At 66.9% G+C, this 24299-nt stretch carries 25 protein-coding genes and 1 tRNA gene; 15 read left to right on the top strand and 11 right to left on the bottom strand.

The features are described 5' to 3' along the window. Positions 1–46: 46 nt before the first annotated feature. Positions 47–958 carry an exodeoxyribonuclease III gene (locus tag QSJ18_RS13150; RefSeq protein WP_286326944.1) on the bottom strand — a complete coding sequence of 304 codons (912 nt, stop codon included), beginning with the start codon at positions 956–958 and terminating at the stop codon, positions 47–49. A 215-nt stretch (positions 959–1173) separates the two neighbouring features. Continuing rightward, a complete protein-coding gene (locus QSJ18_RS13145; RefSeq protein WP_286326942.1) occupies positions 1174–1893 on the bottom strand; it encodes a phosphatase PAP2 family protein in 720 nt (239 codons plus the stop codon). A 95-nt stretch (positions 1894–1988) separates the two neighbouring features. Here QSJ18_RS13145 and QSJ18_RS13140 point away from each other — a divergent pair, with 95 nt between their 5' ends. Further along, positions 1989–3344, top strand: a complete 1356-nt coding sequence (locus tag QSJ18_RS13140; RefSeq protein ID WP_286326941.1) for a sensor histidine kinase — start codon at positions 1989–1991, stop codon at positions 3342–3344. Here the strand turns inward: QSJ18_RS13140 and QSJ18_RS13135 are convergent. From QSJ18_RS13135 to QSJ18_RS13125, 3 genes are all read right to left on the bottom strand, one after another. After that, the gene (locus tag QSJ18_RS13135; protein ID WP_286326940.1) at positions 3304–3981 is read right to left on the bottom strand and encodes a response regulator transcription factor; all 678 of its coding nucleotides are present in this window, start codon (positions 3979–3981) and stop codon (positions 3304–3306) included. The genes QSJ18_RS13140 and QSJ18_RS13135 overlap by 41 nt on opposite strands. A 102-nt stretch (positions 3982–4083) precedes the next feature. Further along, positions 4084–4863: a hypothetical protein gene (locus QSJ18_RS13130; protein WP_286326939.1), complete on the bottom strand. Its 780-nt coding sequence runs from the start codon at positions 4861–4863 to the stop codon at positions 4084–4086. A 314-nt stretch (positions 4864–5177) separates the two neighbouring features. Next, complete coding sequence (locus QSJ18_RS13125) at positions 5178–5768, bottom strand: DUF998 domain-containing protein (RefSeq protein WP_286326938.1); 591 nt, start codon at positions 5766–5768, stop codon at positions 5178–5180. 100 nt (positions 5769–5868) lie between these two features. Between QSJ18_RS13125 and QSJ18_RS13120 the strand changes: the two genes are divergently transcribed. The 3 genes from QSJ18_RS13120 to QSJ18_RS13110 all read left to right on the top strand — a co-directional run bounded on the left by QSJ18_RS13120 (position 5869) and on the right by QSJ18_RS13110 (position 7652). Continuing rightward, positions 5869–6234 carry a MerR family transcriptional regulator gene (locus tag QSJ18_RS13120; protein ID WP_286326937.1) on the top strand — a complete coding sequence of 122 codons (366 nt, stop codon included), beginning with the start codon at positions 5869–5871 and terminating at the stop codon, positions 6232–6234. Between the two features lie 21 nt (positions 6235–6255). Then, positions 6256–6621 carry a RidA family protein gene (locus tag QSJ18_RS13115; RefSeq protein ID WP_286326936.1) on the top strand — a complete coding sequence of 122 codons (366 nt, stop codon included), beginning with the start codon at positions 6256–6258 and terminating at the stop codon, positions 6619–6621. Positions 6622–6758: 137 nt separating this feature from the next. Further along, positions 6759–7652, top strand: coding sequence for a formate/nitrite transporter family protein (locus QSJ18_RS13110; RefSeq protein WP_286326935.1), 894 nt, complete (start codon positions 6759–6761; stop codon positions 7650–7652). 61 nt (positions 7653–7713) lie between these two features. Here QSJ18_RS13110 and QSJ18_RS13105 read toward each other — a convergent pair whose 3' ends face one another. Continuing rightward, complete coding sequence (locus QSJ18_RS13105; protein WP_286326989.1) at positions 7714–8886, bottom strand: alpha/beta hydrolase family protein; 1173 nt, start codon at positions 8884–8886, stop codon at positions 7714–7716. A gap of 150 nt (positions 8887–9036) precedes the next feature. Continuing rightward, positions 9037–9921: a universal stress protein gene (locus QSJ18_RS13100; protein ID WP_286326934.1), complete on the bottom strand. Its 885-nt coding sequence runs from the start codon at positions 9919–9921 to the stop codon at positions 9037–9039. A 148-nt stretch (positions 9922–10069) separates the two neighbouring features. Here QSJ18_RS13100 and QSJ18_RS13095 point away from each other — a divergent pair, with 148 nt between their 5' ends. After that, positions 10070–10732 carry a class I SAM-dependent methyltransferase gene (locus QSJ18_RS13095; RefSeq protein ID WP_462476069.1) on the top strand — a complete coding sequence of 221 codons (663 nt, stop codon included), beginning with the start codon at positions 10070–10072 and terminating at the stop codon, positions 10730–10732. Between the two features lie 341 nt (positions 10733–11073). Here QSJ18_RS13095 and QSJ18_RS13090 read toward each other — a convergent pair whose 3' ends face one another. Next, positions 11074–11718 (bottom strand): TetR/AcrR family transcriptional regulator, encoded by a 645-nt coding sequence (locus QSJ18_RS13090; protein ID WP_286326932.1) that lies wholly within the window; start codon positions 11716–11718, stop codon positions 11074–11076. A 120-nt stretch (positions 11719–11838) separates the two neighbouring features. Between QSJ18_RS13090 and QSJ18_RS13085 the strand changes: the two genes are divergently transcribed. Genes QSJ18_RS13085 through QSJ18_RS13065 form a run of 5 tightly spaced genes read left to right on the top strand, consistent with a single transcriptional unit; the run spans position 11839 to position 17716 of the window. Next, a complete protein-coding gene (locus tag QSJ18_RS13085) occupies positions 11839–12930 on the top strand; it encodes a hypothetical protein (RefSeq protein ID WP_286326931.1) in 1092 nt (363 codons plus the stop codon). Between the two features lie 2 nt (positions 12931–12932). Then, the gene (locus tag QSJ18_RS13080) at positions 12933–14465 is read left to right on the top strand and encodes an aldehyde dehydrogenase family protein (RefSeq protein ID WP_286326930.1); all 1533 of its coding nucleotides are present in this window, start codon (positions 12933–12935) and stop codon (positions 14463–14465) included. 34 nt (positions 14466–14499) lie between these two features. Next, positions 14500–15354 carry an SDR family oxidoreductase gene (locus QSJ18_RS13075; RefSeq protein ID WP_286326928.1) on the top strand — a complete coding sequence of 285 codons (855 nt, stop codon included), beginning with the start codon at positions 14500–14502 and terminating at the stop codon, positions 15352–15354. Continuing rightward, positions 15351–16778 (top strand): cytochrome P450, encoded by a 1428-nt coding sequence (locus tag QSJ18_RS13070; RefSeq protein WP_286326927.1) that lies wholly within the window; start codon positions 15351–15353, stop codon positions 16776–16778. The genes QSJ18_RS13075 and QSJ18_RS13070 overlap by 4 nt, the downstream gene beginning before the upstream one ends. Then, positions 16775–17716 carry an oxygenase MpaB family protein gene (locus tag QSJ18_RS13065; protein WP_286326926.1) on the top strand — a complete coding sequence of 314 codons (942 nt, stop codon included), beginning with the start codon at positions 16775–16777 and terminating at the stop codon, positions 17714–17716. The genes QSJ18_RS13070 and QSJ18_RS13065 overlap by 4 nt, the downstream gene beginning before the upstream one ends. A gap of 202 nt (positions 17717–17918) precedes the next feature. Here the strand turns inward: QSJ18_RS13065 and QSJ18_RS13060 are convergent. Beyond that, positions 17919–18006: transfer RNA gene (locus QSJ18_RS13060), tRNA-Ser, on the bottom strand. Between the two features lie 83 nt (positions 18007–18089). On the opposite strand from QSJ18_RS13060, the gene QSJ18_RS13055 reads away from it, so the two are divergent. Next, the gene (locus QSJ18_RS13055; protein ID WP_286326924.1) at positions 18090–19058 is read left to right on the top strand and encodes an NAD(P)H-quinone oxidoreductase; all 969 of its coding nucleotides are present in this window, start codon (positions 18090–18092) and stop codon (positions 19056–19058) included. On the opposite strand, the gene QSJ18_RS13050 is transcribed toward QSJ18_RS13055, so the two are convergent. Both QSJ18_RS13050 and QSJ18_RS13045 read right to left on the bottom strand, forming a co-directional pair. Beyond that, entirely contained in the window at positions 19046–19540 is a 495-nt protein-coding gene (locus QSJ18_RS13050; protein ID WP_286326923.1) for a MarR family winged helix-turn-helix transcriptional regulator, read from the bottom strand. The genes QSJ18_RS13055 and QSJ18_RS13050 overlap by 13 nt on opposite strands. Positions 19541–19613: 73 nt before the next feature. Next, complete coding sequence (locus tag QSJ18_RS13045) at positions 19614–20810, bottom strand: cysteine desulfurase-like protein (RefSeq protein WP_286326922.1); 1197 nt, start codon at positions 20808–20810, stop codon at positions 19614–19616. A 105-nt stretch (positions 20811–20915) separates the two neighbouring features. Between QSJ18_RS13045 and QSJ18_RS13040 the strand changes: the two genes are divergently transcribed. From QSJ18_RS13040 to glfT1, 4 genes are all read left to right on the top strand, one after another. After that, entirely contained in the window at positions 20916–21449 is a 534-nt protein-coding gene (locus tag QSJ18_RS13040; protein ID WP_286326920.1) for a bacterial proteasome activator family protein, read from the top strand. A 65-nt stretch (positions 21450–21514) separates the two neighbouring features. After that, positions 21515–22378: a galactan export ABC transporter permease subunit Wzm/RfbD gene (gene wzm / locus QSJ18_RS13035; protein ID WP_286326919.1), complete on the top strand. Its 864-nt coding sequence runs from the start codon at positions 21515–21517 to the stop codon at positions 22376–22378. Between the two features lie 9 nt (positions 22379–22387). Beyond that, entirely contained in the window at positions 22388–23191 is an 804-nt protein-coding gene (gene wzt, locus QSJ18_RS13030) for a galactan export ABC transporter ATP-binding subunit Wzt/RfbE (RefSeq protein WP_286326917.1), read from the top strand. Further along, complete coding sequence (gene glfT1, locus QSJ18_RS13025; RefSeq protein ID WP_286326916.1) at positions 23188–24108, top strand: galactofuranosyltransferase GlfT1; 921 nt, start codon at positions 23188–23190, stop codon at positions 24106–24108. Before wzt ends, glfT1 begins: the two co-directional genes overlap by 4 nt. Positions 24109–24299: the final 191 nt, after the last annotated feature.

The following is a 24299-nucleotide window of genomic DNA, read 5'->3' as shown; positions in this document are numbered from 1 at the left end:
ACGTTCGGGCCGGCGCCGAGGGTCCGCGGGCGCGCCCAGCGCCCGGTCAGCCGTAGTCGACGATGAGCGCCGCATGATCGGACAGCCGCAACTGCGCCGACGGTTCCTTGTCGACGGTGACCCGCCGCGCGCGGCGGGCCAGGGCCGGGGTGGCCAGCTGATGATCGACGCGCCAGCCGACGTCCTTGTCGAACGATTGACCGGCCCAACTCCACCATGTCAGCGGGCCGGGGCGGTCACCCTGCAGCTGACGCACCACGTCGACCAGCCGCCGCGGTCCGGTGATCTCGCCGAACCACTCTCGTTCCTCGGGCAGGAAGCCATCCATCTTGCGCGCTGCCCGCCAGTTGGTCACGTCGTGTTCCAGGTGCGCGATGTTGAGGTCGCCGAGCAGGATGAACTCGCGGCCTGCGCGTCGAGCGGCGACTCGGTTGCGCTGCAGTTCACGCGCGAAACCGGTTAGGAACCGTTGTTTGCGGGCGTATTTGGCACCGCCGTCGGGTTGCTCGCGCATCGACCCCGGACGCTGGAGTTCGGCGGGCAGCCCACCTTTGGGAAGGTAGAGGTTGGCCACGGTCAGCGGATGATCGGCCAGGTCGACCTCGATGTAGCGTCCCTCGCCGGCAAACGCCGACAATCCCCGGGCGGCGGGCCGATGCGTCGCCCAGGTCCGCACGGCCGCCGGCTGTCGCCGGGTCAGGATCGCGACGCCGTTGCGGCCCCGGATCGAGCCGATGTCCACGGACGCGACGTAGCCGTCGAAGTCGCCGACATCGTCGGCGTCGCACCGCAGTTCCTGCAGTCCCACCACATCAGGTGCCCGGCGCGCCAGCCAGTCGTCGAATCCCCGGCGGCGGGCCGCCCGAATACCGTTGACATTGAACGATGCGACGCTGAAGGACCCGGTGCTAAACGATCCGGCGCTGGAATCGCCGGCCGTGGCCTCGCTCGATGTCACGATCCCCTCCGGTCACTCTTCCCCCGCCGGCGGTGCGGGCAGTTGCGCGAGTGAGAATACCGAAGCGGCCGCGGATCGTCGCCGCCCGCTTTGCACCCCGCCCCCACCCCCCCTGCCCCCACCCCCGGCCGAAACTAGGGGACGAAGTTCCTCCCCTACCTTCGGAACCTTCCCCGACTTGCACATAGAGGACGAACACGAAAGTCGGGGAAGAACTACTCGTCCCCGACTTTCGACAAGGGGCTCAACGAACCGGCTTTCAGCCACTGTGCGGCCCGAGGTGGGATGCGCCCATGCACCCGAGCCTCGACGGCGGCCACCACCGACGGCGTCAGCGCGACGACCATCGCCGCGCTCCCGACCCCGATCACCAGTCCTGCGCTCACATCGGTCAGCCAGTGCACGCCGAGATAGAGGCGCGTACAGGCGATCAGCACGGTCACCGCGAGCGCCGCGAACAGAGCGCCGACGCGCGCGGCTCGTGCGGCGGTCGCGGTGAGCACCAGCGCGACGGCGACCAGCAGGGCCGCGGTACCGGTGACATGTCCGGACGGGTACGACAGGGTCGCCTCGAAGCCGTTGATCTGGTCGAGTGCCGGCGGCCGCGGGCGCGCGACGATCAGCTTGATGACCTCGGCGACCGCCGACGCCACGACGACCGACCCCAGCACCGCGACCCCGCGCTGCACCCGACGATCGATCGCGAACATGCTCACCGCGAGGGCCACCGCCCACACCGGGACCAGAGCCGGGCTGAACAGGGCCGTCAGGATGAGCACCACCGACGTCACGCCATCGCCACGGACGCCCGCAACCGCATCCATCACGGCGCGGTCGATGCCGGTCGGCCCGCCGGCCACCAGAAATCCGACCCCGATGACCCCGACGACGAGTACCGAGTAGACCAGTACCCATGCCTTCCACTTCGTCTCCATCCCCCCAGGATGAGCAACCGGTGCTTAGTGGAGGCTTAACAGCGCGCGGAGCAGGCTCGACGCTGTGCGGGCGCCTGTCCCGCGGAACCCGCCCGGTGCGCACCCGCCTGACCCTGATCGCCACCGCATTGGTCACCTGCGCGCTGCTGGTGGCGGGCACGGTGCTGGTGCTCGTGTTACACAGCGTCCTGCTGCGCACCGCCGACGGCGCCAACTCCGCCCGGGCGAACGAGGTTGCCGCGGCGCTGGCCGACAGTAGCCCGGCCGGCGTTGACGAAGCACTGTTCAACACCGACCAGAACGTCGACCTCGTCCAGATCCTGAACGGCAACGGGCAGGTGGTCCGCACCAGCCGGTCGCGCGCGGGCGCCGGCCTCGGCGGTCCGCTACCGCCAGGCACTCATGTCGTCGTCGACGGCGCACAGGCGGCCCCCTCGGATGCCGAGTATCGCGCGCGGCGGGTCGGGGTCCGCGACGTCGGCGGCAACGACGTCGTCGTCGAGGTGGGAACGGCGGAGGAGGGCATCAACCACCTCGTCCTGGTCGTCGCGGCCCTGTGCGCGGCGGTGTTCCCGATGATCGTGCTGGCGATGGCGGTGCTGACCTATGTGTTCGTCGGCCGTGCCCTCGCCCCGGTCGAGCGGATCCGACGCCGGGTCGCCGAGATCAGCGACGCGGATCTGGCCGAGCGCGTACCCGTGCCCGCCACCGACGACGAGCTGGAAACCTTGGCGCACACCATGAATGCGATGCTCGCGCGACTTGAAGCTGCGCAATCCGCCCAGCGACGGTTCGTCGGCGATGCTTCACATGAGCTGAACAGTCCGCTCACCTCGATCTATGGACTGCTCGACCTGGCCCGGCAAACCGATACCGCGATCGACATGGACACGGTCCGAACCCTGCTCCTACCGGAAGCCGAACGGATGCGGCGGCTGGTGGCCGACCTGTCCGTGCTGGCCCGCGCCGACGAAGGCCGCCCACCGCGGCCGCATGCCGCCGTCGCCCTGGACGATCTCGTTGCCGCCGAGATCCAACGCCTGCGAGCGGCCGGTGGCGTGGTGGTCGAGGGCGGGACGGTGCCGGCCACCGTGCAGGGTGATCCGGGCCAGCTGTCGCGGGTGATCCGCAACCTCACCGACAACGCGGCACGGTATCTCGACGAATGCCTGAGCGTGACGATGTCGGTGACTGACACGCGGGTCACCGTTTCGGTCACCGACGACGGGCCGGGTATCCCCGAAGCCGACCGCGAGCGTGTGTTCGACAGATTCGTCCGGCTCGACCCGGCGCGCGCCCGATCCGGCGGCGGTTCCGGGCTCGGGCTGGCCATCGTCGCCGAGATCGTCGCAGCGCACAACGGCACCGTCGGAGTGGAGTCCGGTAGCGGCGGCGGTGCGCGTTTCTGGTTCACCCTCCCGCTGGCACGATCCGATAGCCGACGCCTCTGACGGTCTCCACCGATGCGCACCCGAACGGTCCGTCGATGTGTTTGCGGAGGTGATGGATGTACACCTCGACGATATTGGCGTCACCGTCGTAGTTGACGTCCCACACCGATTCCAGGATCCGATGTTTGGCCACCGGCGTACCCGCATGTCGCATCAACAACGCCAGCAGTGCGAATTCCTTGGGCGCCAACTCGATTCGAGTGTCACCGCGGTGCACGGTGTGCGCGGCGGGATCGAGCCGTAGGTCGCCGACGGTGAGCACCGCGGGCCGTTCGGGCGCGCCTCGCCGGGCGAGCGCCCGCAGCCGGGCTACCAGCACGGCGACCGAGAAGGGTTTCGTCAGGTAGTCGTCGGCGCCGAAGTCCAGTGCATCCACCTCGTCGAACTCACCGTCCTTCGCGGTGAGCATCAGCACCGGCGTCCACACCCCGGCCTGCCGCAGATCGCGGACCACCTCATATCCGTTGCGGCCGGGCATCATGATGTCCAGCACGATGATGTCGAAGTCACCGGCTTCGGCCTTCTCCAACCCGGCCACCCCGTCGGCCACGACGGCGACCGTCCACCCCTGCGTGACCAGCGTCCGCCGCACCGTCTCGGCGATGGCCGGATCGTCGTCGATCACCAGCACTTTCACGCGGACGCACCCATCGTCGGGGCGGGCATCGTGCGGGCGCGGACAAGCATGTCTGCGAGGGTAATACCGCCGCGCTTCGTCCGGGGGTGCCCGACTACACGCTCACGACCACGGTCCCGGATAGTTCCCGTCGACGTCCTTGATCAGCTGCTGGCCGCAGTCACTGGACAGGCAGGTCAACTTCGGGGTCACCATGGTCCAGCCCTTGAGTCGCAGTCGGGGAATCGTCGAGAACGAGGTGGCGAACTCTTGTTGATCCGGCAGGGTCATCATCGCCGAGTGAGTGGTCTCCGAACCGGACACGGTGTCGATGTACATCCGGTTCTGGAAGATCAGAAGGTGACTTACGCGAACTTCGTTCTGATCGTCACTGGTGCGGTTGATGATCGTCTTGCCGGTGTCCATGTCGATGATCACGACCTGCCCGTCACCGACGCAGGCATAGTAGTTTTCGTAGACGTTGGGCTGGCATCCCCCGATGGCCGCACCGACCGGCGTCGCAAACTTTCGGCCATCACTCGACCGATACACCAGCATGTTTTTGGGTTCGCGCGCCAGATAGCTCCCCTGATAGGTGTGAATCGGAGCACTGGGCATGGTGAACCGCACCTTCCCGGTCACCGGATCGTGGACCGAACCCGGTGCGCCGGGCCGTTTGGTCAGCACGATCGAGTCGTCGTTGACGTCTGCAACCTCGAGATCGGATTGCCACAACTGACGGAGCGTGGTGGGGTCGTAGGCGACCGTGCGGCCCGGGCTACTGACAGTCTCCACGAGCACCGCCCCCGGGGCCCCGATCAGTTCGACGGAGTCGTCACGCGCGATTCCGGCGACTTCCACCGTCGCGACCGGGGTTGCCTGGCCGAGGTCGTGAATGCTCAAGCGATACCGGTTGCGTTCTGCATCAAGGCCTCTCGCGGGCACCACGGACGTGACCAGGTAGGCGATTTGATGTTTGCTCCCATTCCAGGTGACCGCGCAGCTGAGATCCTTCTGCGTTTCGCCACTCGGCGTTTGGGGAACCGGAGTCGTCACGTACTGGCCGATGACGACGTCGAACACCTCGGTGGGTTGACCGTGGCAGGGCTGACTCAACGTACCGAGGGCGGGCTTACCACGAACCTCGACCCGCGCCGCGGCGGGCGCCGCGGTCGGTGCGCCCGGCGGCCGAGTGGTCAGATCGGCGACGAGGCCGGCTACCGGTTCCCCAGCCCCGCCGCCGCGACGATCGGTACGACCGTGACGACCAGCACGAACACCCGCTCACTGAGTCCAAAGGTTCTGCTCCGCAACGGCGGTAGGACTCTGGACACAACCAGCGCCACCAACGCGAGAGCGGCGACCGTCGCGAGCGCCGACAGTATCCGGGCAGGCAGGTCCCCGCCAACCACCCGAGACAGCGGTTCGATGGTCCGGTAGGCCAGCGCGAACCACACGATCGCCATCAGCAGGTGCAACCGCCCACGCATAGTCATCGACACGCCCGGACCGTCGGTGGGCACCAACGGAATTGCCCCGACGACGACGGCGAGCGCCACGAGTTGCCAGCCCAACGCCACCTCGCCGTCGATGAGCAGTCCGACACCCAGCAGGGCCCAGCCGACTGCCGCCGCCCACGACGCGGCCGCCGCGACCGTCCGGGTGGTGGGTGCCGATGCCCGCGCATAGTCGCTCACCGCGTCGCGGATCGGATCGATCCCGCCCGGACGTAGATGCGCGACCACCAACAAGATCAGCCTCACCGAGAACAGGAAGATCACCGATACCGCAAGCATTTTGACTGCCATGTCCACTCCCACCCGCTGACGCGCACCGCCACCGACCGACTTTCGACCGACGACCGAAACGCTAAACTTTCAAGTAACTTGAAGGTCAAGAGGAGAAGAGATGCGCATCGGAGAACTCGCGCGCCGAACCGGACTGGCACCGTCCGCGATCAGGTACTACGAGGACCGCGATATGTTCAGCCCCGGCCAGATCGTCCGGCTGCCCAACGGATACCGCGACTACACCGACGCCGCCCAGCAACGCATCGAGCTCATCCTCGCCGGTCGCGCGGCCGGGTTCTCGCTCGACCGGATGCGCACACAGATGCAGCACTGGATCGCGATGGACCCTGGCGAGAAGTCGCAGATCCTGTCCGAACAGCTCGCCCGACTCGACGAGCAGATCCGCGCGCTCGAACGCAGTCGCGCCGCCGTCGCATCCGCATTGCAGGGATTGCGGGCCCACCCACCCACGAATCGGCGATAACCGGGTGCGATGATTTGCGCCATGACAGAACGTAAGACGGTTTCCTCAGGTTCCGAATGGGAGGCCAAGATCGGCTACTCCCGCGCTGTCCGTGTCGGCGACCACATCTGGGTATCGGGCACCACCGGGACCGGCGACACCGCCGCCGAGCAGGCCCGAACCGCTCTCGCCCGCATCAGCGAGGCACTGGAAGAGGCTGGCGCATCGGTGGATGACGTCGTGCGGACTCGCATGTTCGTCACCGACGTCTCGCAGTGGACCGCGATCACCGCCGAACACGCCAAGGTGTTCGGCAACGCACGCCCGGCCTCCACCATCGTCGAGGTGGCGGCACTCATCGATCCCGAACTCAAGGTCGAGATCGAGGTCGACGCCTTCATCGGCTGATCGGCGACTTCACCACCGGCCGACCGCCGGTGTGCGTCGTCGGTTACGCACGCGGCATCGGGACCCGGCGGTATCCGTAACACCAGGCTTCTAGCGTCGAGCCGTCCACCGACCCGACACAGGAGTCCCGAGTTCCCATGACCTATGTCAAGCCGCCCGAGCTGGCCCAGACACTCATCGACGCCGGCGCGTCGAAGCTGGCGCTGTCCACCCGCGACACCCTGATCCGTGCGTATATGGGTGGCGCAATCCTGACGTTGGCGGCCGCATTCGCGGTCAAGATCACCGTCGACACCGGTTCGGCACTCGTCGGCGCGTTGCTCTTCCCGATCGGCTTCGTGCTGCTCTATCTGCTCGGCTACGACCTGCTGACCGGGGTCTTCGTCCTCGGCCCCCTCGCGTGGATGGCCAAGCGACCGGGCGCGTCGGCGAAAGCGGTGCTGCGCAACTGGGGGTTGGTGTTCCTCGGGAACTTCGCCGGCGCACTGACGGTCGCCCTGTTGATGTCGGTCATGATCACCTACGGATTCGACACCACCATCGAAGATCAAGCCAACCAGTTCGCCGACTTCGGGTCGAAGCTGGCCGCCATCGGCCACGACCGGACGGTCGGCTACCAGGAACACGGAGTCGGCGGCTGGATCGCGGTCTTCGTGCGCGGCATGCTGTGCAACTGGATGGTCTCGACCGCGGTGATCGGAGCGATGATCGCCAAGGACGTCGTCGGCAAGATCATCGTCATGTGGCTGCCGGTGCTGCTGTTCTTCGCGATGGGCTTCGAGCATTCCGTGGTCAACATGTTCCTGTTCCCAGTCGGTCTGATGCTCGGCGCGGATTTCACCGTCACCGACTACCTGCTGTGGAACGAACTGCCGACGGTGATGGGCAACCTGATCGGCGGGCTGCTGTTCACCGGCCTGGCCATCTACTTCACCCACTACCGGACCGCACCCAAACGCAGTACACCGGAGCAGAATTCGGCGACCACCGATCTGGAGACCGTGCCAGTCCAGACCAAGACCAAGGCCTGATCAGACCGTTACGACGGCGACCGGATCCCTGCGTTCACACCGAACGCGGGGATCTTTCGCATCAACGCATGATGCGGGCGAGGAATGGCGTCGAGTCGGGCATCGACGCCAGCACCGTCCCGGAGTGATCCTCGGCCGGATACACCCGCAGCTCGACCGGCTGGTTGTTGGCCCGCATCTGCAGATACAACGACAACGCCGAGGGCGCAGGCACATCGACGTCGCGCAGCCCCTGACCGAGGAAGATCGGCCGGTCGTAACCCTTGTACGGGGTGGCCATGTAGCGGCGCAGCGCGACGTCGGCACCCGGGATGCTCGCCAACGGTCGGATGAACCAGGTTCGCACGGCATCGCCGGTCAGCTCGTCGCGCAACGCCGGGAAGCAGGTGGTGCGGCCCTGCTCCAGTCGGTGCAGTCCCTTCGCGGTCAGCACGGAGGTGAGATGCAGTTCGGGGCGTGCCTCGTCGAGTCCGGCGAGGATGTAGGCGGTGTACGCGTTGAGTGCGCCGGGCAGGTTGACCGGCGGAACAACCGGCCCGAGCGTCGAGTACAGATACTCCAGATTCGCCGGGATCCCGGTGGCCACCACACCCCGATAGTCCAGTCCGGTTCCCCGGGAGAAATCCGTCGCATACCGGGCACCGTTCAATGCTGCTGCCGCACCTTGTGATTGACCGATGATCGCCCACTTCTTCGCCAGTGGCAGATCCATCTGCTGGGCCGCGACGACCACGTCGACGATGGAGTGGGCGGCGGCAACCCCGTTGAGGTAGCTCATCAGACCCGGCGTCCCCAACCCGACGTAGTCGGCCGCGACGACCGCGTAGCCCTGCTCGATCCAGTGTCCGAGGTACGCCTGGTCGCGGGCGCTGCGCGGGAAGGCCGACGGGGTGCAGTCGTCGTTCATACCGACCGTGCCGTGCGCCCACGAGATCACCGGCCAGCCACCCTTGGGCGCGCGACCCTTGGGCAGGAAGACCGCGCCGGTCCCAGTCGCCATCCGGTGATGCTGATTCGGCGTCGAGAACTGGATCCGGTAGGCATCACCGGCCGCGGGCAAATTGAGCTCCGAGGCCAGCGGAACCCGCGCCATCAAGGTGCCCGCCTTCGCGGGGATCGGGCCGTGGAAATCGGTCACGTTCAGCCCCGACCAGTTCGGGACACCCGTCGACACCTCGTCGTCGGCGTTCGCGGGACCCACCCCGACGATCGCCACCGCGATCGACATGGCCATCGACACGGTCGTGGCTGCCGCGACAACGGCCAGCCGACGGCTCTTCACCTTGAATTCGGACACGTCGCGAGCGTAAACCGGAATGGCCCGGCCGACGGGCACGGTGTCATTTCTCGGCACAGATGTTTCGTTCGCAGTGCGCCGGGCCGGTCAGCGCACCACCAGCACCGGACATCGGGCGTGGTGCAGTAGCGATCCGCTGACCGACCCCAGGATCGCGGCAGCCAGTCGTCCCCGGCCCCGACTTCCGACAGCCACCAGCTGCGCGTGTTCGGAAACCTCGGTCAATCCCTTGACCGGCGTCGTGTCGGCGCGGACGGTACTGGTGTGCACGTGCGGGAAGTCCTTGGCGATGGGCGCGATCAGCGCGGCGACCTGCTCGGTCTGTTCTGCCTTGAGGACGCGCTGCAGATCCCAGTCGGTCGGACCCGCGGCGTAGCCGAGGCCGACCGCGGCACTCGTCTCCCACATGTGGATCGCCTCGATCGGCGCGCGCAGCACCTTCGCGACCTCGAAGGCGGCACGCACGGCTCGCTCGGCGTTCTCCGACTCGTCGACGCCGACGGCCACCGGCAGCGGCGGGCCGGTCCGTTTGGCCAGCGATGCGCGCCAGACGAGCACCGGCGTGGTCGCCCGGTTGACGATCTTGGTGACATGCCCGCCGAGCAACGACGAACTGCCCGACGCGATCACGAGCAGCCGCCCACCGTCGGCGACCTCGGCCAGTTTCTCAGCGACCGGGCCGTCGGGGACGATTCGCTCGACGCGCACCCCGGATTCGGCTGCACGCGCAGCCTTTTCGGCACCCGCCAGCACGGCGTCGGCCTCGGCGAGCAACTTCGACTTGAGACCGTCCGGGCTGAAGGCGTTGGTGGCCCCGAACATCCACTCGATCGGCGCGATGACGTGCACCAGCTTCAGCACCGACCCATCGGCGACGGCGAACTTCGCGGCCCACGCGACCGCCTCCAAGGATTCGGGCGACTCGTCGACGCCGACGGTCACGAAGGTCGAATCTGTGGTGGGACTGGTCACGGCGGTTCCTCTCCCAGGGTTGAGTAGTGGGCTGACAGTAGCGTCCGCGGGTGCGTGGGAACCGTCATCCGAACGATCTTCTGCCCGGATTCCCGGCACCCGGCGCTAGAAGCAGCGCGCCTCGGCGAACTCTCCTACCACCGCTGGCATGATCGTCGGAGTGACGAACACCGACCCCGTCTCCCGGTCGTACTCCGCATGGTCGGAGAAGTACATCGACGTCTGCGGCTCCATCTCCCAGACGCACCCATCCGATCGCGCACTCGTGCGCACCTGGGCCGGGAGCCAGACCGGCACGGTGCTCGACGCCGGAAGCGGCCCCGGACAGTGGACGAATTTCCTCGCCCAGCACGGCGTCGACGTTCGCGGCATCGACCTGGTCCCCGAGTTCGTCGACCACGCGACGACGACCTATCCCGGCCTCACCTTCGACGTCGGCAGCTTCGAGCAGATCGACGTCGCCACCGGATCACTCGGCGGTGTGCTGACGTGGTACACGACCATCCACCACCGGCCGGAGGACCTGCCTGCCGTCTTCGACGAGTTCGCGCGCGTGACCAGGCCCGGTGGCGGACTCTTGGTCGGGTTCTTCGAGTGGCCGGATCTGGAGCCGTTCGGGCATCTCGTCACCCAGGCCTACCGCTGGCCGGTGGGACAGATGGGTGAACTGATCGAAGCTGCCGGGTTCGATGTCGTCGAGACGCACACCCGCACAGGGAAAGATGTCCGCCCCCACGGCGCGATCGTTGCCCGGCGCAGAGGTGCCGCGGCATTAGGGTCCCAGATGGTGCCCGCCACAACTGCAAACTAAGTTCACTTGCTGCCAGAACATGTAGAAATCTCGCATTAAACTTTACATATTGGGGTGAGCTGTGCAGGGGCTGGATGCGATCGGGCCCGCCCCGGGGACCGTCACCCGGTAGACCGCCTTCCAGTACTTCTCGACCTGGTCTGCTCGGGTTCGAGGGCGAACCGTGCACACACGGTTTTCCCGATCGCGACGACGCAGGTCCTGCGAACAGCGCGGACAGATCACAGGACCCTCCCGGTGACGCGACAGACCGCGTGACCCGATGGTCTATCAGCAATGGCGACGGCGGATCAGGTGACGAACATCGCCGGTCCCCGCGCGACGATGACGCAGACCCGAGGTCAGCGCGCCTCGACGCCGAGAGCAGAAGGATCGGACAGGACCGCCTGGGTGGTGGTCGTCCAGATGTGGGTGAGGTGCTGCACGAACTGATCTCGAGTCAGCTCCAGGCGTCCGTCGAGCCAGTCGAGCATCGTCCGGATACTGCCGTTGACCAGAACTGATGCGGTGACCTCGACGATCGGATCGGTGGTCTGGTGAACGGTCCGACCGTCAAGGACGAGAACGTCGATGATTCGGCGCACCGCCTCCGACCGTCTTTGCGCCGCAGCCGCGTTGGTGCCGAGATCGTCGAAGAGCACCTGCACGCGAGCGGGGGATGTCACCGCATGATCCACCAAGGTCGCGACCATGACCTCGATCAGGTCGGAGGCCGGTCCCGAGAGATCCTCGACCACAACCAATTCGAGGATCTCGTCGGTCAACCGGTCCACCATCGCGACCGAGAGCGCGTCCAGACTCCCGAAGCACTCGTAATAGTAGCGATTGTTCAAACCCGCCGCGGCACAGACCTTCTCCACCCGGAGAGCGGCCCAGCCCTGCTCGCCGACGAGGGTGATCGCCGCATCGACCAGGGCATCACGACGCCGCACGGCCCGCTCCGTGGCGGTCTCACCGGCGTAGGTCCGGCGCGGGGTATCGGCCACCGCACACTCCTGTCATCGAGGTCTTGACGCGACCCTACCAGTCTGGCAAGGTGCCCTACCAGAATTATTCTGGCAAGGATCTCTACCAGATAGGTCCGTGAATCCTGGGAGGTGGCCCGAGTGGCCTCTGCACGCACGCTGACGGCGAACGAGGTCGGGGAGGCAGCCGACGGCCGACCACATCCGGTCGAGTGGTGGTACGCCAATCTCCTCATCGACGCACCGGGAACCCCGGTGGACGGCATGGCGCTGGTCACGATCTTCTCCAAGTTCACGAATGTGATCGAGGAGGTCCGACGGCTGCTGATCTCCCCCGACGCCGGACTGATCGCCGACTTCGGCTCGGGCCCATTGCCGAGTGGATCGATCCGGGCGAGCGCATCGGCGATGGACGTGAGCGCGGGATCGTCCCGACTCTGCGGCTCCTACCCGAACTATCACCTGCGCAGCGAAGGCGAATCGGCCAGTGGCGCACACATCGTCGCCGACATCACCTACACCGCCGAGGTTGCGGCCGAGCGTGAGGGCTACATCGACGACCAGTTCAAGCACTGGGTCGTCTACCGGCTCAACGGCTCCGGCACGATCACCTTCGGTGACGTCGAGTACCAGGTCGGTGGCCTGGGCTACGTCGAGCACCTGTTCGGCACGCTCGGCTGGTTCGAGCCGTACCTCGGCGAGGTCAGCCCGCCGACCTTCGTCAACGGATGGAACTGGTACTGGACGCCGAGCGCGGGACCCGACGGCGTCGTCGTGCAGGCCGGTGGCTTCGTCACCGAGGGTGATCCGGTTCCGTTCGCGTCGGTCTCGGTGGACGGTTCGAACCATCACCACTTCATCACCGGCCGCTTCGACGTCCTCGAACGCCGACGCTACGAGGGCGTCGAATACGTCCACAAGTTCCGGCTCACCGACCAGAACGACTCGGGCAGTATCGATCTGACCTTCACCCGGCGCGATGCCTCGAGCCGGGCCATCAAGGCGGCCCCCGGCAGCAACAAGGTCGCCTTCGTCAGCGGCTTCGCCACCCTCGAAGGTCACGCCGTGATCGACGGCACCACCCACACGGTGTCCGGCCGCGCATTCGGCAGCATCTTCACCGTCTCGCTGAGCGGTCCCGTGGTGGCGATCCGCTCCCTTCCCAACGCCGTCCGGGTTCCGTTCGGCCGACTCCTCCGCGCCCTCTCCGGCATCCTCGCAAAGGTTCGATAAGCATGGCCGCAACTCACGTCACAGACCCGCAAATCCCCGCCGGTGCCGACACCATCGCGGTGCGACGCCCCAGCGACGGAAGCATTCTCGGGGAGATCCCCCTGCACGACGCCGACCAGGTCGGTGCGATGGCCGAGCGCCTCCGCGCGGCCCAGACCCAATGGGAGGCGCTCGGGGTCAAGCAACGCACGCACTGGATTCGGAAGTTCCGCCAGTGGTTGCTCGACAACGCCGACGAGTTGATCCGGATCGGCCAGGACGAGGGAGGACGGCCGGCAAACGAACCGCTCCTCGAACTCACCCTGATGGTCGAGGTGATCGACTATTACACGCGGGTCACACCGAAGCTGATGGCCACCACCACCACTCGCGGCTCGTCACTGCTCGTCCTGGGAAAGAAGTACACGGTCCACCGGACCGCCAGGCCCCTCGTCGGCGTGATCGGCGCCTGGAACTACCCGCTGCTGTTGACCTTCGGCGATGCCCTGCCGGCGTTGTTCGCCGGTTCCGCGGTGATCCTGAAGCCCTCCGAGGTGACACCGCTGGGCGTGAAGGCCCTGGTACGCGGGTGGCGGGAGATCGGCGCGCCCGCGGTGGTGGACGTCGCCTTCGGCGGTGGCGAGACCGGCCAGGCGCTCGTCGACGTGGTCGACTTCGTCCAGTTCACCGGTTCGGTCGCCACCGGGAAACGCGTGGCCGCCCGTGCCGCCGAGACCGTCACTCCGGTGAGTCTGGAACTGGGCGGCAAGGATCCGCTCCTCGTGCTCGACGGTGCCAACGTTCCCCGCGCGGTCAACTGCGCCCTGTACGGCGGCTACACCAACAACGGTCAGGTGTGTATGGGCATCGAGCGGGTGTATGTGGCCGCGGGGGTCTACGACGCCTTCGTCGACCAGCTCACCGAGAAGGTGCGCTCGCTGAGGTCGGGGGTCGGGGACAACAGCGACGTCGGCGCGCTGACCCATCCGCCCCAGATCGACGTCGTCGACCGGCAGGTCACCGACGCCGTCGAGAAGGGTGCCACGGTGCTGACCGGTGGCCACAAGGTCGACGGGCCTGGGACCTGGTTCGAACCGACCGTTCTCGTCGACGTCGACCATTCCATGCTGATCATGCAGGAGGAGACCTTCGGTCCGGTCCTGCCCATCGTCAAGGTCGCCGACACCGAGGAGGCCATCGCACTGGCCAACGACTCCGACTTCGGCCTCAGTGCAACGGTTTTCGCCCACAGCACACAGGAGGGCGAGCGGGTCGCGGCACGTCTGGACGCGGGTGCGGTCAACATCGACCAGTTCCTGGCCAACATGATGTGCGCCGAGGTCCCCCAGAGCGGCTGGAAGACCTCGGGGATCGGCGGACGCGCCGCCGAGCAGGGTCTGCTCAAGTACACGCGCACCAAGGTGGTGGCGACCAGCTGGATTCCCGTCCCCGTCAACGATCTCAACTGGTTCCCCTACACCCCGAGGCGACGTGCCCTGTTCCGCGCCGCCACACGCTTCGCACACCGCCGCGGCCTCGCCCGGTTCGGACTCTGAGCACCCGAACGACCATCTTCGACGAAAGAACCTCATGTCATTCTTCGTGAAATACCCACGCATCGACATCGAACGGGCGGTGGTCGCGGTCACCGGCGGCGCACGCGGGATCGGCCGCGCCACCGCGGCACGATTCGTGGCCGCCGGCGCGGCCGTCGTCCTCGGTGACCGTGACCTCGAGACGGCGACGGCGACCGCCAGGGAACTCGGTTGCCAGGCACTGGCACTCGACGTCGGATCCCGCGAATCGTTCGCCGGCTTCCGTGCCGCGATCGAATCGGCACATGGACCGATCTCGATCCTGGTCAACAATGCCGGCGTGATGCCGCTGGGCAACTTCCTCGACGAGGCCGACTCCGTCACCGCCACCCAGATCAACGTGAATCTGTGGGGACCCATCAACGGGATGCGAGAAGTGCTGCCGGGCATGATCGAACGACGACGCGGCCACGTCGTCAACGTCGCGTCACTGGCCGGCAAGATGCCCACTCCCGGCGGGTCCGTCTACTCGGCGACCAAGCACGCGGTGGTCGGACTGAGCGCCTCGGTCCGCGACGAGGTCGCCGACCACGGCGTGAGTGTCACCACGATCCTCCCCAGCCTGGTAAACACCGATCTCGGTGCCGGACTGTCGATGCCGGCCGCGGTGACCGTCGAACCGGAGGACATCGCTGCCGCCATCGTCGAATCCACGCTCCACCGCAGAGCCGAGATCGTGATACCGGGCTGGCTCGGTGCCGCCGAACGCACATCACATCTGTTGCCCAACAGCGTCTTACAGGGGCTCCGTCGCCAGGCCGGCGGTGCAGAACTGAGCACCGAGGCCAATGCCGATCCCCGTCGTGCCGAATACCTGACCCGACTCGGCAAGCAGGTGAGCGACGCGTGAGCGACACCATGACCCGGACGATGACCACGCTGCTCGCCCGGGCGACCCGTACCGTGCACCGGCCCGCACGCGAACTCGCCACCCCACCTGCCGATTCCACGCTGCGGCCGGTCCTGGGTGATCCGGGGCTGCCGATCGCCGGCCACACCTTCGAGGCCTTCGAGGATCTCCTGGCCCTGCATCGCCGCCAGTACGAGTTGTACGGACCGGTCTTCTGGACCCGCCTGGCCGGCCGGGATGTGGTGATGGCCGTGGGCCCCGATGCGGTGGGGCAAGTACTGTCCCATCGCAGCAAGACGTTCGCCGGCTCCGGCTGGGAGCAGTTCCTCGAACCCTTCTTCCGGCGCGGGATCCTGCTGATGGACTCCGATGAGCATCTCTACCACCGTCGTACCCTGCAACAGGCGTTCACCCGGCCCCGGCTCATCGGCTACCTCGAGACCATGACCACCACCATCGATCACACGCTGACGTCGTGGGCGCCGGACACCGAATTCATGAGTTATCCCGCCGTCAAACGCCTGACCCTGCAGATCGCCTCACAGGTGTTCATGGGCGAGGATCTCGACGCGCAGTCGCAGGATCTACGAGATGCCTTCACCGCGGCGGTGCAGGCGACCCTGTCGGTGGTGCGCCACGACGTCCCCGGCGGTAAATGGCGTGCGGGGCTACGCGGACGAAAGACCTTGGAGGACTTCTTCCGCGCGAAGCTCCCCCAGGCCCGCGCAAACCCCGGCACCGATCTGTTCAGCGTCCTGTGCAACGCCCAGGCCGACGACGGTGCCGAGTTCGGCGACGACGACATCATCAACCACATGATCTTCCTGATGATGGCCGCCCACGACACCACCACGACAACGGTGTCGATGATGATCTACAACCTTGCCGCACATCGCGAATGGCAGGATCGGGTCCGTCAGGAGAGCGAGGCACTCGGCCGCAACTACCTGACCTACGACGACATCGACAAGCTGCCGTCCCTGGACCTGGTGTTCAAGGAGAGCCTGCGCCTATGCTCTCCGGTCGGCGCACTGGCCCGCAAGACCACCGAGGACACCGAACTGCTCGGCCACTTCATCCCCAAGGGCACCCTCGTCGGCGCGGCGGTATCGTCCGGCCACCGGATGGAACCGTGGTGGCGTGACCCGGACACCTTCGACCCCAACCGCTTTGCCGAGGACAACCGCGAGGACAAGGCCCATCGTCATCAGTTCACCCCGTTCGGCGGCGGAGTGCACAAGTGCATCGGGATGTACTTCGGCGGGATGGAAGCCAAATCCATCCTGCACCGCATGCTCCTCGACTTCGAATGGTCGGTACCCCAGGGATATTCACCCCGCATGGGATATCTGACTGGACCGTATCCGGCAGACGGACTGCCGATCGTCCTGCGTCGGCGCACGCGGACCGAGGAGCACACATGACCTGCCCACGCGCGTCGTCGGCCTTCGACGACTTCACCGGGGAGGCCCGTGCACTGACGGTCGGGGACGACTCGCACCGAGCCACACCTCCACTGGGACCCGACTCGCTGATCTGGCGGTACTACGGCGATCTGCGCGTGCAGCTCCTGGGTTTTCAGCGGCTCGCCTCCACCGAGAACTCCATCGCCCAACTGGCCCAGGCCGTCGACGACCACTCTGTCATCTTCGGAGACTTCGTCGGCCGTGCCCGCCGGACGGCCATCCCCGTCCTGCACACGGTGTACTCGAGCGATCCCCACACGTGGGGGCAGAAGGTGCGGGACTTCCATCGCCCGATCAAGGGTCAGATGCCCGACGGGTCGCGCTATCACGCGCTCAATCCCGAGCTGTTCTACTGGGCGCATGCGACATTCATCGATCAGGTGATCTACGGCGCCGACACCTTCATCCGGCCGTTGTCGTATGCGGAGAAGCAGCAGATCTTCGAGGAGGGCAAGGCGTGGTATCGGCTCTACGGGGTCAGTGCGCGCAACCAACCGGAGACCTACGACGAGTTCGTCGAGTACTGGGATGACATGCTCGACCGGATGGCACCCAATCGGGTGGTCCGCTACGGCGCAGGCTACATCCGTAAGGGCGTGCCCCGCCCAGGTCCGATCCCCGCATGGTTGTGGTGGCCGATCGCCACCCCGATCAATGCGTTCACTCGGACCGTACTCGCGGGGACCCTTCCCGCACAGGTCAAAACAGCTGTGGGCATCGAGTGGTCGGCGAGCCGGGAACGCAGATTCCTTCGGGCGGCTCGGGTGATCAGGGCGCTCGCCCCGATCTTCGACCGCCTTCCGATCGGCCTCGCCTATCTGCCCTGGGCGGCAAAGGAGATCAAACGCAGCGGACATGACCCGCGACGTCCCCGCGTCATCGGAGGCGCGGCATGATCACGCGATGCCTCTCTCCTGGTCGGCGACCTGTCGGCGCAATCGAGTCAGCTCGTCACGCTCAGCAGTTGTGAGCGGCTCCTGCCCGGTCTGATTGGCGGCGTCAGGCGCCGACGTTCATCAGCGGGCCCACACCCGATGACCCCCCACAAACGCAATAAGCCGCGACATCGTCTGTCAACGATGTCGCGACTCATCACAATGGCGGAAGCGGAGGGATTTGAACCCCCGGTGGTTTTACCCACGCTCGCTTTCAAGGCGAGTGCATTCGGCCGCTCTGCCACGCTTCCCTGACCTGCAAGAGTACGTGAGCACCCGACACCCGGCGCCGACCGGTCCCGCCGATCGGGGCGGCTGTGACACGATCGGGAGAATGAAGGCAATCGTGGTCACGGATCAGAATCTCTCGGTCGACGATGTGCCGGCACCGCGGGCGGGTGCCGGTGAGGTGGTCGTCGACGTCGTCGCAGCCGGGGTGAATCGGGCAGATCTGTTGCAGCGCAAGGGTTTGTATCCACCACCGCCGGGCGCTTCGGATACGCTCGGGCTGGAGGTCTCGGGTCGGATCGCAGAGCTGGGTCCCGACGTCGCGGGCTGGGCGGTGGGCGACGAGGTGTGCGCATTGTTGGCCGGCGGCGGCTACGCCGAACAGGTCGCCGTGCCCGCCGCGCAGTTGCTGCCGGTGCCGTCCGGGGTGAGTCTCGTCGACGCCGCCGCGCTGCCCGAGGTGGCCTGCACAGTGGCGTCGAACGTATTCGGCATGGCCGGACTGCGGGGCGGGGAGCTGCTGCTGGTCCACGGCGGGTCGAGCGGCATCGGGACGCACGCCATCCAGGTCGCACATGCGGTCGGCGCGCGGGTGGCGGTGACCGCTCGCAACGCCGCCAAACTCGATCGCTGTCGCGAGCTCGGCGCCGACCTTCTGATCGATTACACGACAACAGATTTCGCCGAAGTTCTGGCTGCCGAGGGGGGCGCCGACGTCATCCTCGACATCATCGGCGCCAAATATCTGCGCGGCAACATCGACGCGCTGGCCACCGGTGGTCGACTGGTCATCATCGGGATGCAGGGCGGCACCAAGGCCGAGCTGCCGATCGGTCTGCTGATGGCCAAGCGGGCCACCGTCGCCGGTACGACGCTGCGGTCGCGACCGGTGCACGGCGCAGGCGGCAAAGCGGAGGTCGTCGAGCACACCCTCGCGACGACGTGGCCGATGATCGAGGGTGGCCGTGTCGCCCCCATCGTCGACACGGTCTTCCCCCTCGATCGGGCCGCTGCGGCCCACGCTCACCTCGACAGCGGCGACGCGATCGGCAAGGTGCTACTTCAGGTGAGCTGAGTCGGCCCTTTCTCCTTGGCCTGCTCGCCGATCACCGCATCCCCGATGCTGCGGAAGGCTCGCCCGAGGCAGGCATACTCCTCCGGGCTCAACACGTCGACGACGTAGCGTCGGATCACCGCGTCGCGCACCCGGACGTGCTCGTTCAGGGTGGCGCGGCCCTTGTCGGTGAGACGCACCAGCCGGTGGCGGCCGTCGCCGTCGGATTTGAGTTTCTCGACGTCACCATCCTCGATGAGACGGCCGATCTGCCGCGACACCGTACTGACCCGCATATGGACGGCACCGGCCAGTTCACTGATACCGCGCTGCGGTGCGCCGGCGAGGGCTTCGAGAACCCGCATGTCGGCGACGGACAGTCCCTGGGCGCTGAGTTGGTCGGTGACCAACGCGAACAGCGCCCAGCCTCCGTCCACAAACGCCGACCACGTCTCACCCTCGGTGGGGGTGAGCGCGCGGTGCTCTTCCTCGCCAACATTCATTGTCGACAACCTAACCGTGACGATCACACAGTCAAAACCGATTGGAGATTTCGTGCTCCAATCGACCGACAAATCAGCCCAGCGAGCCCAGTGTCCGGACCAGGTGATCGACCTCGTAGGGCGTGGAATAGGGCGCCAAACCGATGGTCACCGCACCCCCGAAGTCGGTCACGCCCATCCGGGTGAGCGCCCGGCTGGGCACGTCGGCGAGCGCGCAGATGCCGTTGTCGGCGAGCCGGTGCACCACTTTGTCGGCGCTGACACCCTCGACCGCGAAACTCACGATCGGCACCCGGTTCTCCTCCGTGCCCACGACGTTGACCAGGCTGTTCTGCGACAGCGACGTCGTCAGATAGTAGGTCAGCCTGCGGAGATACTCGTAGACACCGTCCATCGCGGAGACGACCCGACGACGCCGCTTGCCGATGGCTTCCTCGTCGAGTCCGGCCAGATGTTCCACCGAGGCGACCAACCCGGACAGCAGCCCACCCTGATGCGGTTCGAGTTCCAGGCGGGCCGGACCCACCGCGTGCGGATCCATCGAGATCGACCGCAGCCGGTCGATGGTGCGCGGCTCGCGGAACGCGAGCGCCGCCATCCGCGGCCCACCCCAGCGTTCGGCCGAGACCATCAGAACGTCGGCGCCGAGGTCGTTGATGTCCAACGGCAGGTAGGGGGCGGCGCTGGTCGCGTCGACGACGAGCAGCGCCCCGGCCGCCCGGGCCAGCGGCACGATCTCGCCGACATCGGTGATCGCGCCGGTCGTCGACGAGGCCAGCGTCACCGCGACGATCGCCGTGTTCTGGTTGATCAGATCCTTGTACTGCCAGACCGGCAGTCCACCGGTCTCGACGTCGACCTCGGCCCAGCGCACGCGCGCCCCGTATCGGTCGACGACACCCAGCCAGGGCACGATGTTGGACTCGTCGTCGGCGCGGGACACGACGACCTCCCCGCGCAACCAGGTGTTGGGCGTGACCGCATCGGCGAGGGCGCCGACCACGGCCGCCCGGGACGGCCCCAACACCACCCCGGCCGGGTCGGCGGCCAGTAGATCCGCGATCGCGCGGCGCGCCCCGTCAACCGCATCGGCGGTCTGCCGGGCGGCGGGATAGCCACCGCCGGGCGCCGACACCAGCTGACGGAACCCGCGTGACACCGCGGTGGCGACGGAGTCGGGGATCTGCATCCCGACCTGCGGATCAAGGTGAATCCACCCGTCGCCGAGCGATGGAAACAATCCACGCACGTGGGCGACGTCGAACGGCATGGCCTAAACGATAGACGTCGTGTCCGCGCGGCCTCACCGTGTCCACGATCAGCCCGGCACCCGGGCCTGAACGGTGCCTGCGTCGCCATTGGGCACAATGGGGACATGGTTACCGATGGCAGCAACCCCAGCCCGTTCGGCTCCCCGATGTCCGGCGACACCGACGGTGTCATCGTCGTCGGAGCTGGCGCGGCCGACGGCAAGGCGACCGAAGAGCAGAGCAGCGTCGCCGACATGGTCGAGCAGCCGGCGAAGGTCATGCGGATCGGCACGATGATCAAGCAGCTCCTCGAGGAGGTGCGGGCCGCTCCCCTCGACGACGCCTCCCGGGTCCGGCTGCGGGAGATCCACCAGTCCTCGATCCGCGAGCTCGAAGACGGTCTGGCCCCCGAGCTGCGGGAGGAACTCGAACGTCTCGCGCTCCCGTTCACCGACGACGCCACCCCCTCGGACGCCGAACTCCGCATCGCCCAGGCCCAGCTGGTCGGCTGGCTGGAAGGACTCTTCCACGGCATCCAGACCGCCCTGTTCGCCCAGCAGATGGCTGCCCGCGCCCAGCTCGAGCAGATGCGTCAGGGCGCGCTGCCCCCGGGTGTGACCGGCGCCCCGCACGGTCCGAGCACCGGCCAGTACCTGTAACGGAGGGCACGGGCGTCACCGGGCGTTTCGGGCCGGGCACCCGCGGACCAGTACAGTGGGACCCCGTGTCAGCGGTAGTGGACGACGACGCGATCCCAGCGCGTCCGACGAGTTCTGGATCACGCACGTTCAAACGGGCGATCCGTGATCTACGCGACGGTCTGAACAACCGCGAACTGTGGCTCCACCTGGGCTGGCAGGACATCAAGCAGCGGTATCGCCGCTCGGTCCTCGGCCCGCTCTGGATCACCATTGCGACAGGTGTGACGGCGGTCGCGATGGGTCTGCTCTACGGCGAACTCTTCGGCCAGGACATCAAGGTCTTCCTGCCGTATGTGGCGCTCGGTTTCATCTTCTGGAACTTCATCCAGAGTTCGATCCTCGACGGCGCCGAGGTGTACGCGAAGAACGAGGGCCTGATCAAGCAGCTGCCCGCCCCGGTCAGCGTGCACGTGTACCGCGTGGTGTGGCGGCAGTCGATCATCTTCGCGCACAACGTGGTGATCATCGTGGCGATCTTCATCATCTTCCCGCCACCGATGCACTGGTCGATCCTGCTGGTGTTCCCCGCCATCGCGCTCTACCTGCTCAACGCGGTGTGGGTGGCGATCGTCTTCGGCATCCTGTCCACCCGCTTCCGCGACATCGGTCAGCTCCTGACCACCGTCGTACAGCTGATCTTCTTCATGACGCCGATCATCTGGAGCACCCAGAGCCTGGGTTCGACGACCGGTGAGGAATCGTCGCGGCTGCGGATCGTCGAGATCAACCCGATGTACCACTACCTGGAGATCGCCCGCGGACCACTGCTGGGCGAACATGTGGACTTCTATCACTGGGCGATCGTGATCGGCTGCACGCTGCTGGGCTGGACCGCCGGCCTGTTGGTGCTGCGCAACTACCGCGCCCGCGTGGCGTACTGGGTTTAGGAACTACACATGGCTGCTAATGAGGTTCGCGTCGACACCTGGGATGCGTGTGTCGACTTCCCCATCTTCGACGCCAAGACCCGCTCACTGAAGAAATCGGTGATCGGTGCCGCCGGTGGCGTCATCGGTTCGACCGATTCGAATGTCGTCGTGGTCGAGGCGCTGCGCGACATCAACGTGCACCTCAAGCACGGCGATCGGGTGGGTCTGGTCGGCCACAACGGCGCCGGTAAGTCGACGCTGCTGCGGCTGCTGTCGGGGATCTACGAGCCGACCCGCGGTGACTGCCGGATCCGCGGTCGCGTCGCCCCGGTGTTCGACCTCGGCGTCGGCATGGACCCGGAGATCTCCGGCTACGAGAACATCATCATCCGCGGCATGTTCCTGGGGATGAGCCGCAAGGAGATGCTGCGCAAGATCGACGACATCGCCGAATTCACCGAACTCGGTGACCACCTGCAGATGCCGTTGCGCACCTACTCGACCGGTATGCGCGTGCGCGTCGCGCTCGGTGTGGTGACCTCCATCGACCCCGAGATCCTCATCCTCGACGAGGGCATCGGTGCGGTCGACGCCGACTTCATGAAGAAGGCACGTGCGCGTCTGCAGGCGCTCGTCGAACGATCGGGCATCCTCGTCTTCGCCAGCCACTCCAACGAGTTCCTTGCCCAGCTGTGCGACCGGGCGCTGTGGATCGATCACGGCCAGATCCGGATGGAGGGCGGTATCGAGGAGGTGGTCGGCGCCTACGAGGGTCCCGCGGCCGCCGCACATGTCCGCAAGGTGCTGGCCAGCGTGGAGAAGTCGTCGTGAGCGACCCGAACACCGCCGCAACGGTGGTCGCGGTGGTGGTCACCCACCGCCGCGTGGAACTGCTCGCCCAGTCACTCGCGGTGGTGTCCGCGCAGGACCGGCCCGTCGACCATCTCGTCGTCGTGGACAACGCGAACGAACCAGCGGTTGCGGAACTTGTTGCCGCGCAGCCCATCCCGACGACCTATCTAGGATCCCAACGCAACCTGGGCGGCGCGGGCGGGTTCGCGCTCGGCATGCTGACCGCGTTGTCGCTGGGCGCCGACTGGGTGTGGTGCGCCGACGACGACGGTCGTCCCGACGGCCCGATGGTGCTCAGCACTCTGCTCGAATGCGCTGCACGACACCGCCTCGACGAGGTGTCGCCGGTGGTCGCCAACATCGACGACCCGGACACCCTCGCCTTCCCGCTGCGCCGTGGGCTGGTGTGGCGACGGAAGCGGTCGGAACTGTTCGCCGACGGACAGGCCGACACCGACGACCTCCTACCCGGAATCGCCTCCCTGTTCAACGGAGCGCTGTTCTCGGCGAAGGCCCTCGATGAAGTCGGCGTGCCCGACCTGCGCCTGTTCTTCCGCGGCGACGAGGTGGAGATCCACCGCCGCCTGGCAAGGTCGGGGCTGAAATTCGGCACCTGCCTACGCGCCGGCTACCTGCACCCCGACGGATCCGACGAGTTCCGGCCGATCCTGGGTGGCCGGATGCACACGCAGTACCCGGACAACCCCACCAAGCGGTATTTCACCTACCGCAATCGCGGTTACCTGATGAGCCAGCCCGGCATGCGCAGGCTGATCCCCCAGGAGTATGCCCGCTTCGGCTGGTATTTCCTTGTGCAGCAACGCGACCCGAAGGGTTTCGCGGAGTGGATGAAGCTGCGCGGATTGGGTAGGCGGGAGCGGTTCCGCCGACCCTGATCCACCGTCCACCCCGGACCCGGGTCAGCCGAGACCGGCGACGGCAGCAAGCCGATCCCGAGTTCGAGCCTCCCGCCGGATGCTCGCCGCGGGTCTGTGCACCGAGGTGATCCGCCGCGTCCTGCCGTGCACCAACGTCGGCGCCCCGCAGATCCAGCCCTGCACCGAGGTGGTCGCGGTCCTGCTCGCCG

This window comes from Gordonia heveisoli (assembly GCF_030315745.1).
Taxonomy (GTDB): Bacteria; Actinomycetota; Actinomycetes; order Mycobacteriales; family Mycobacteriaceae; genus Gordonia.
This window is presented reverse-complemented; position numbering and strand designations above follow the sequence as displayed.

Coding starts and splice junctions, on each gene's coding strand:
- QSJ18_RS13145 (WP_286326942.1), bottom strand. CDS start 1,893: ATGGAGACGAAGTGGAAGGCATGGGTACTGGTCTACTCGGTACTCGTC.
- QSJ18_RS13125 (WP_286326938.1), bottom strand. CDS start 5,768: ATGGCAGTCAAAATGCTTGCGGTATCGGTGATCTTCCTGTTCTCGGTG.
- QSJ18_RS13120 (WP_286326937.1), top strand. CDS start 5,869: ATGCGCATCGGAGAACTCGCGCGCCGAACCGGACTGGCACCGTCCGCG.
- QSJ18_RS13115 (WP_286326936.1), top strand. CDS start 6,256: ATGACAGAACGTAAGACGGTTTCCTCAGGTTCCGAATGGGAGGCCAAG.
- QSJ18_RS13110 (WP_286326935.1), top strand. CDS start 6,759: ATGACCTATGTCAAGCCGCCCGAGCTGGCCCAGACACTCATCGACGCC.
- QSJ18_RS13105 (WP_286326989.1), bottom strand. CDS start 8,886: ATGGCCATGTCGATCGCGGTGGCGATCGTCGGGGTGGGTCCCGCGAAC.
- QSJ18_RS13095 (WP_462476069.1), top strand. CDS start 10,070: ATGATCGTCGGAGTGACGAACACCGACCCCGTCTCCCGGTCGTACTCC.
- QSJ18_RS13080 (WP_286326930.1), top strand. CDS start 12,933: ATGGCCGCAACTCACGTCACAGACCCGCAAATCCCCGCCGGTGCCGAC.
- QSJ18_RS13075 (WP_286326928.1), top strand. CDS start 14,500: ATGTCATTCTTCGTGAAATACCCACGCATCGACATCGAACGGGCGGTG.
- QSJ18_RS13065 (WP_286326926.1), top strand. CDS start 16,775: ATGACCTGCCCACGCGCGTCGTCGGCCTTCGACGACTTCACCGGGGAG.
- QSJ18_RS13055 (WP_286326924.1), top strand. CDS start 18,090: ATGAAGGCAATCGTGGTCACGGATCAGAATCTCTCGGTCGACGATGTG.
- QSJ18_RS13050 (WP_286326923.1), bottom strand. CDS start 19,540: ATGAATGTTGGCGAGGAAGAGCACCGCGCGCTCACCCCCACCGAGGGT.
- QSJ18_RS13045 (WP_286326922.1), bottom strand. CDS start 20,810: ATGCCGTTCGACGTCGCCCACGTGCGTGGATTGTTTCCATCGCTCGGC.
- QSJ18_RS13040 (WP_286326920.1), top strand. CDS start 20,916: ATGGTTACCGATGGCAGCAACCCCAGCCCGTTCGGCTCCCCGATGTCC.
- wzt (WP_286326917.1), top strand. CDS start 22,388: ATGGCTGCTAATGAGGTTCGCGTCGACACCTGGGATGCGTGTGTCGAC.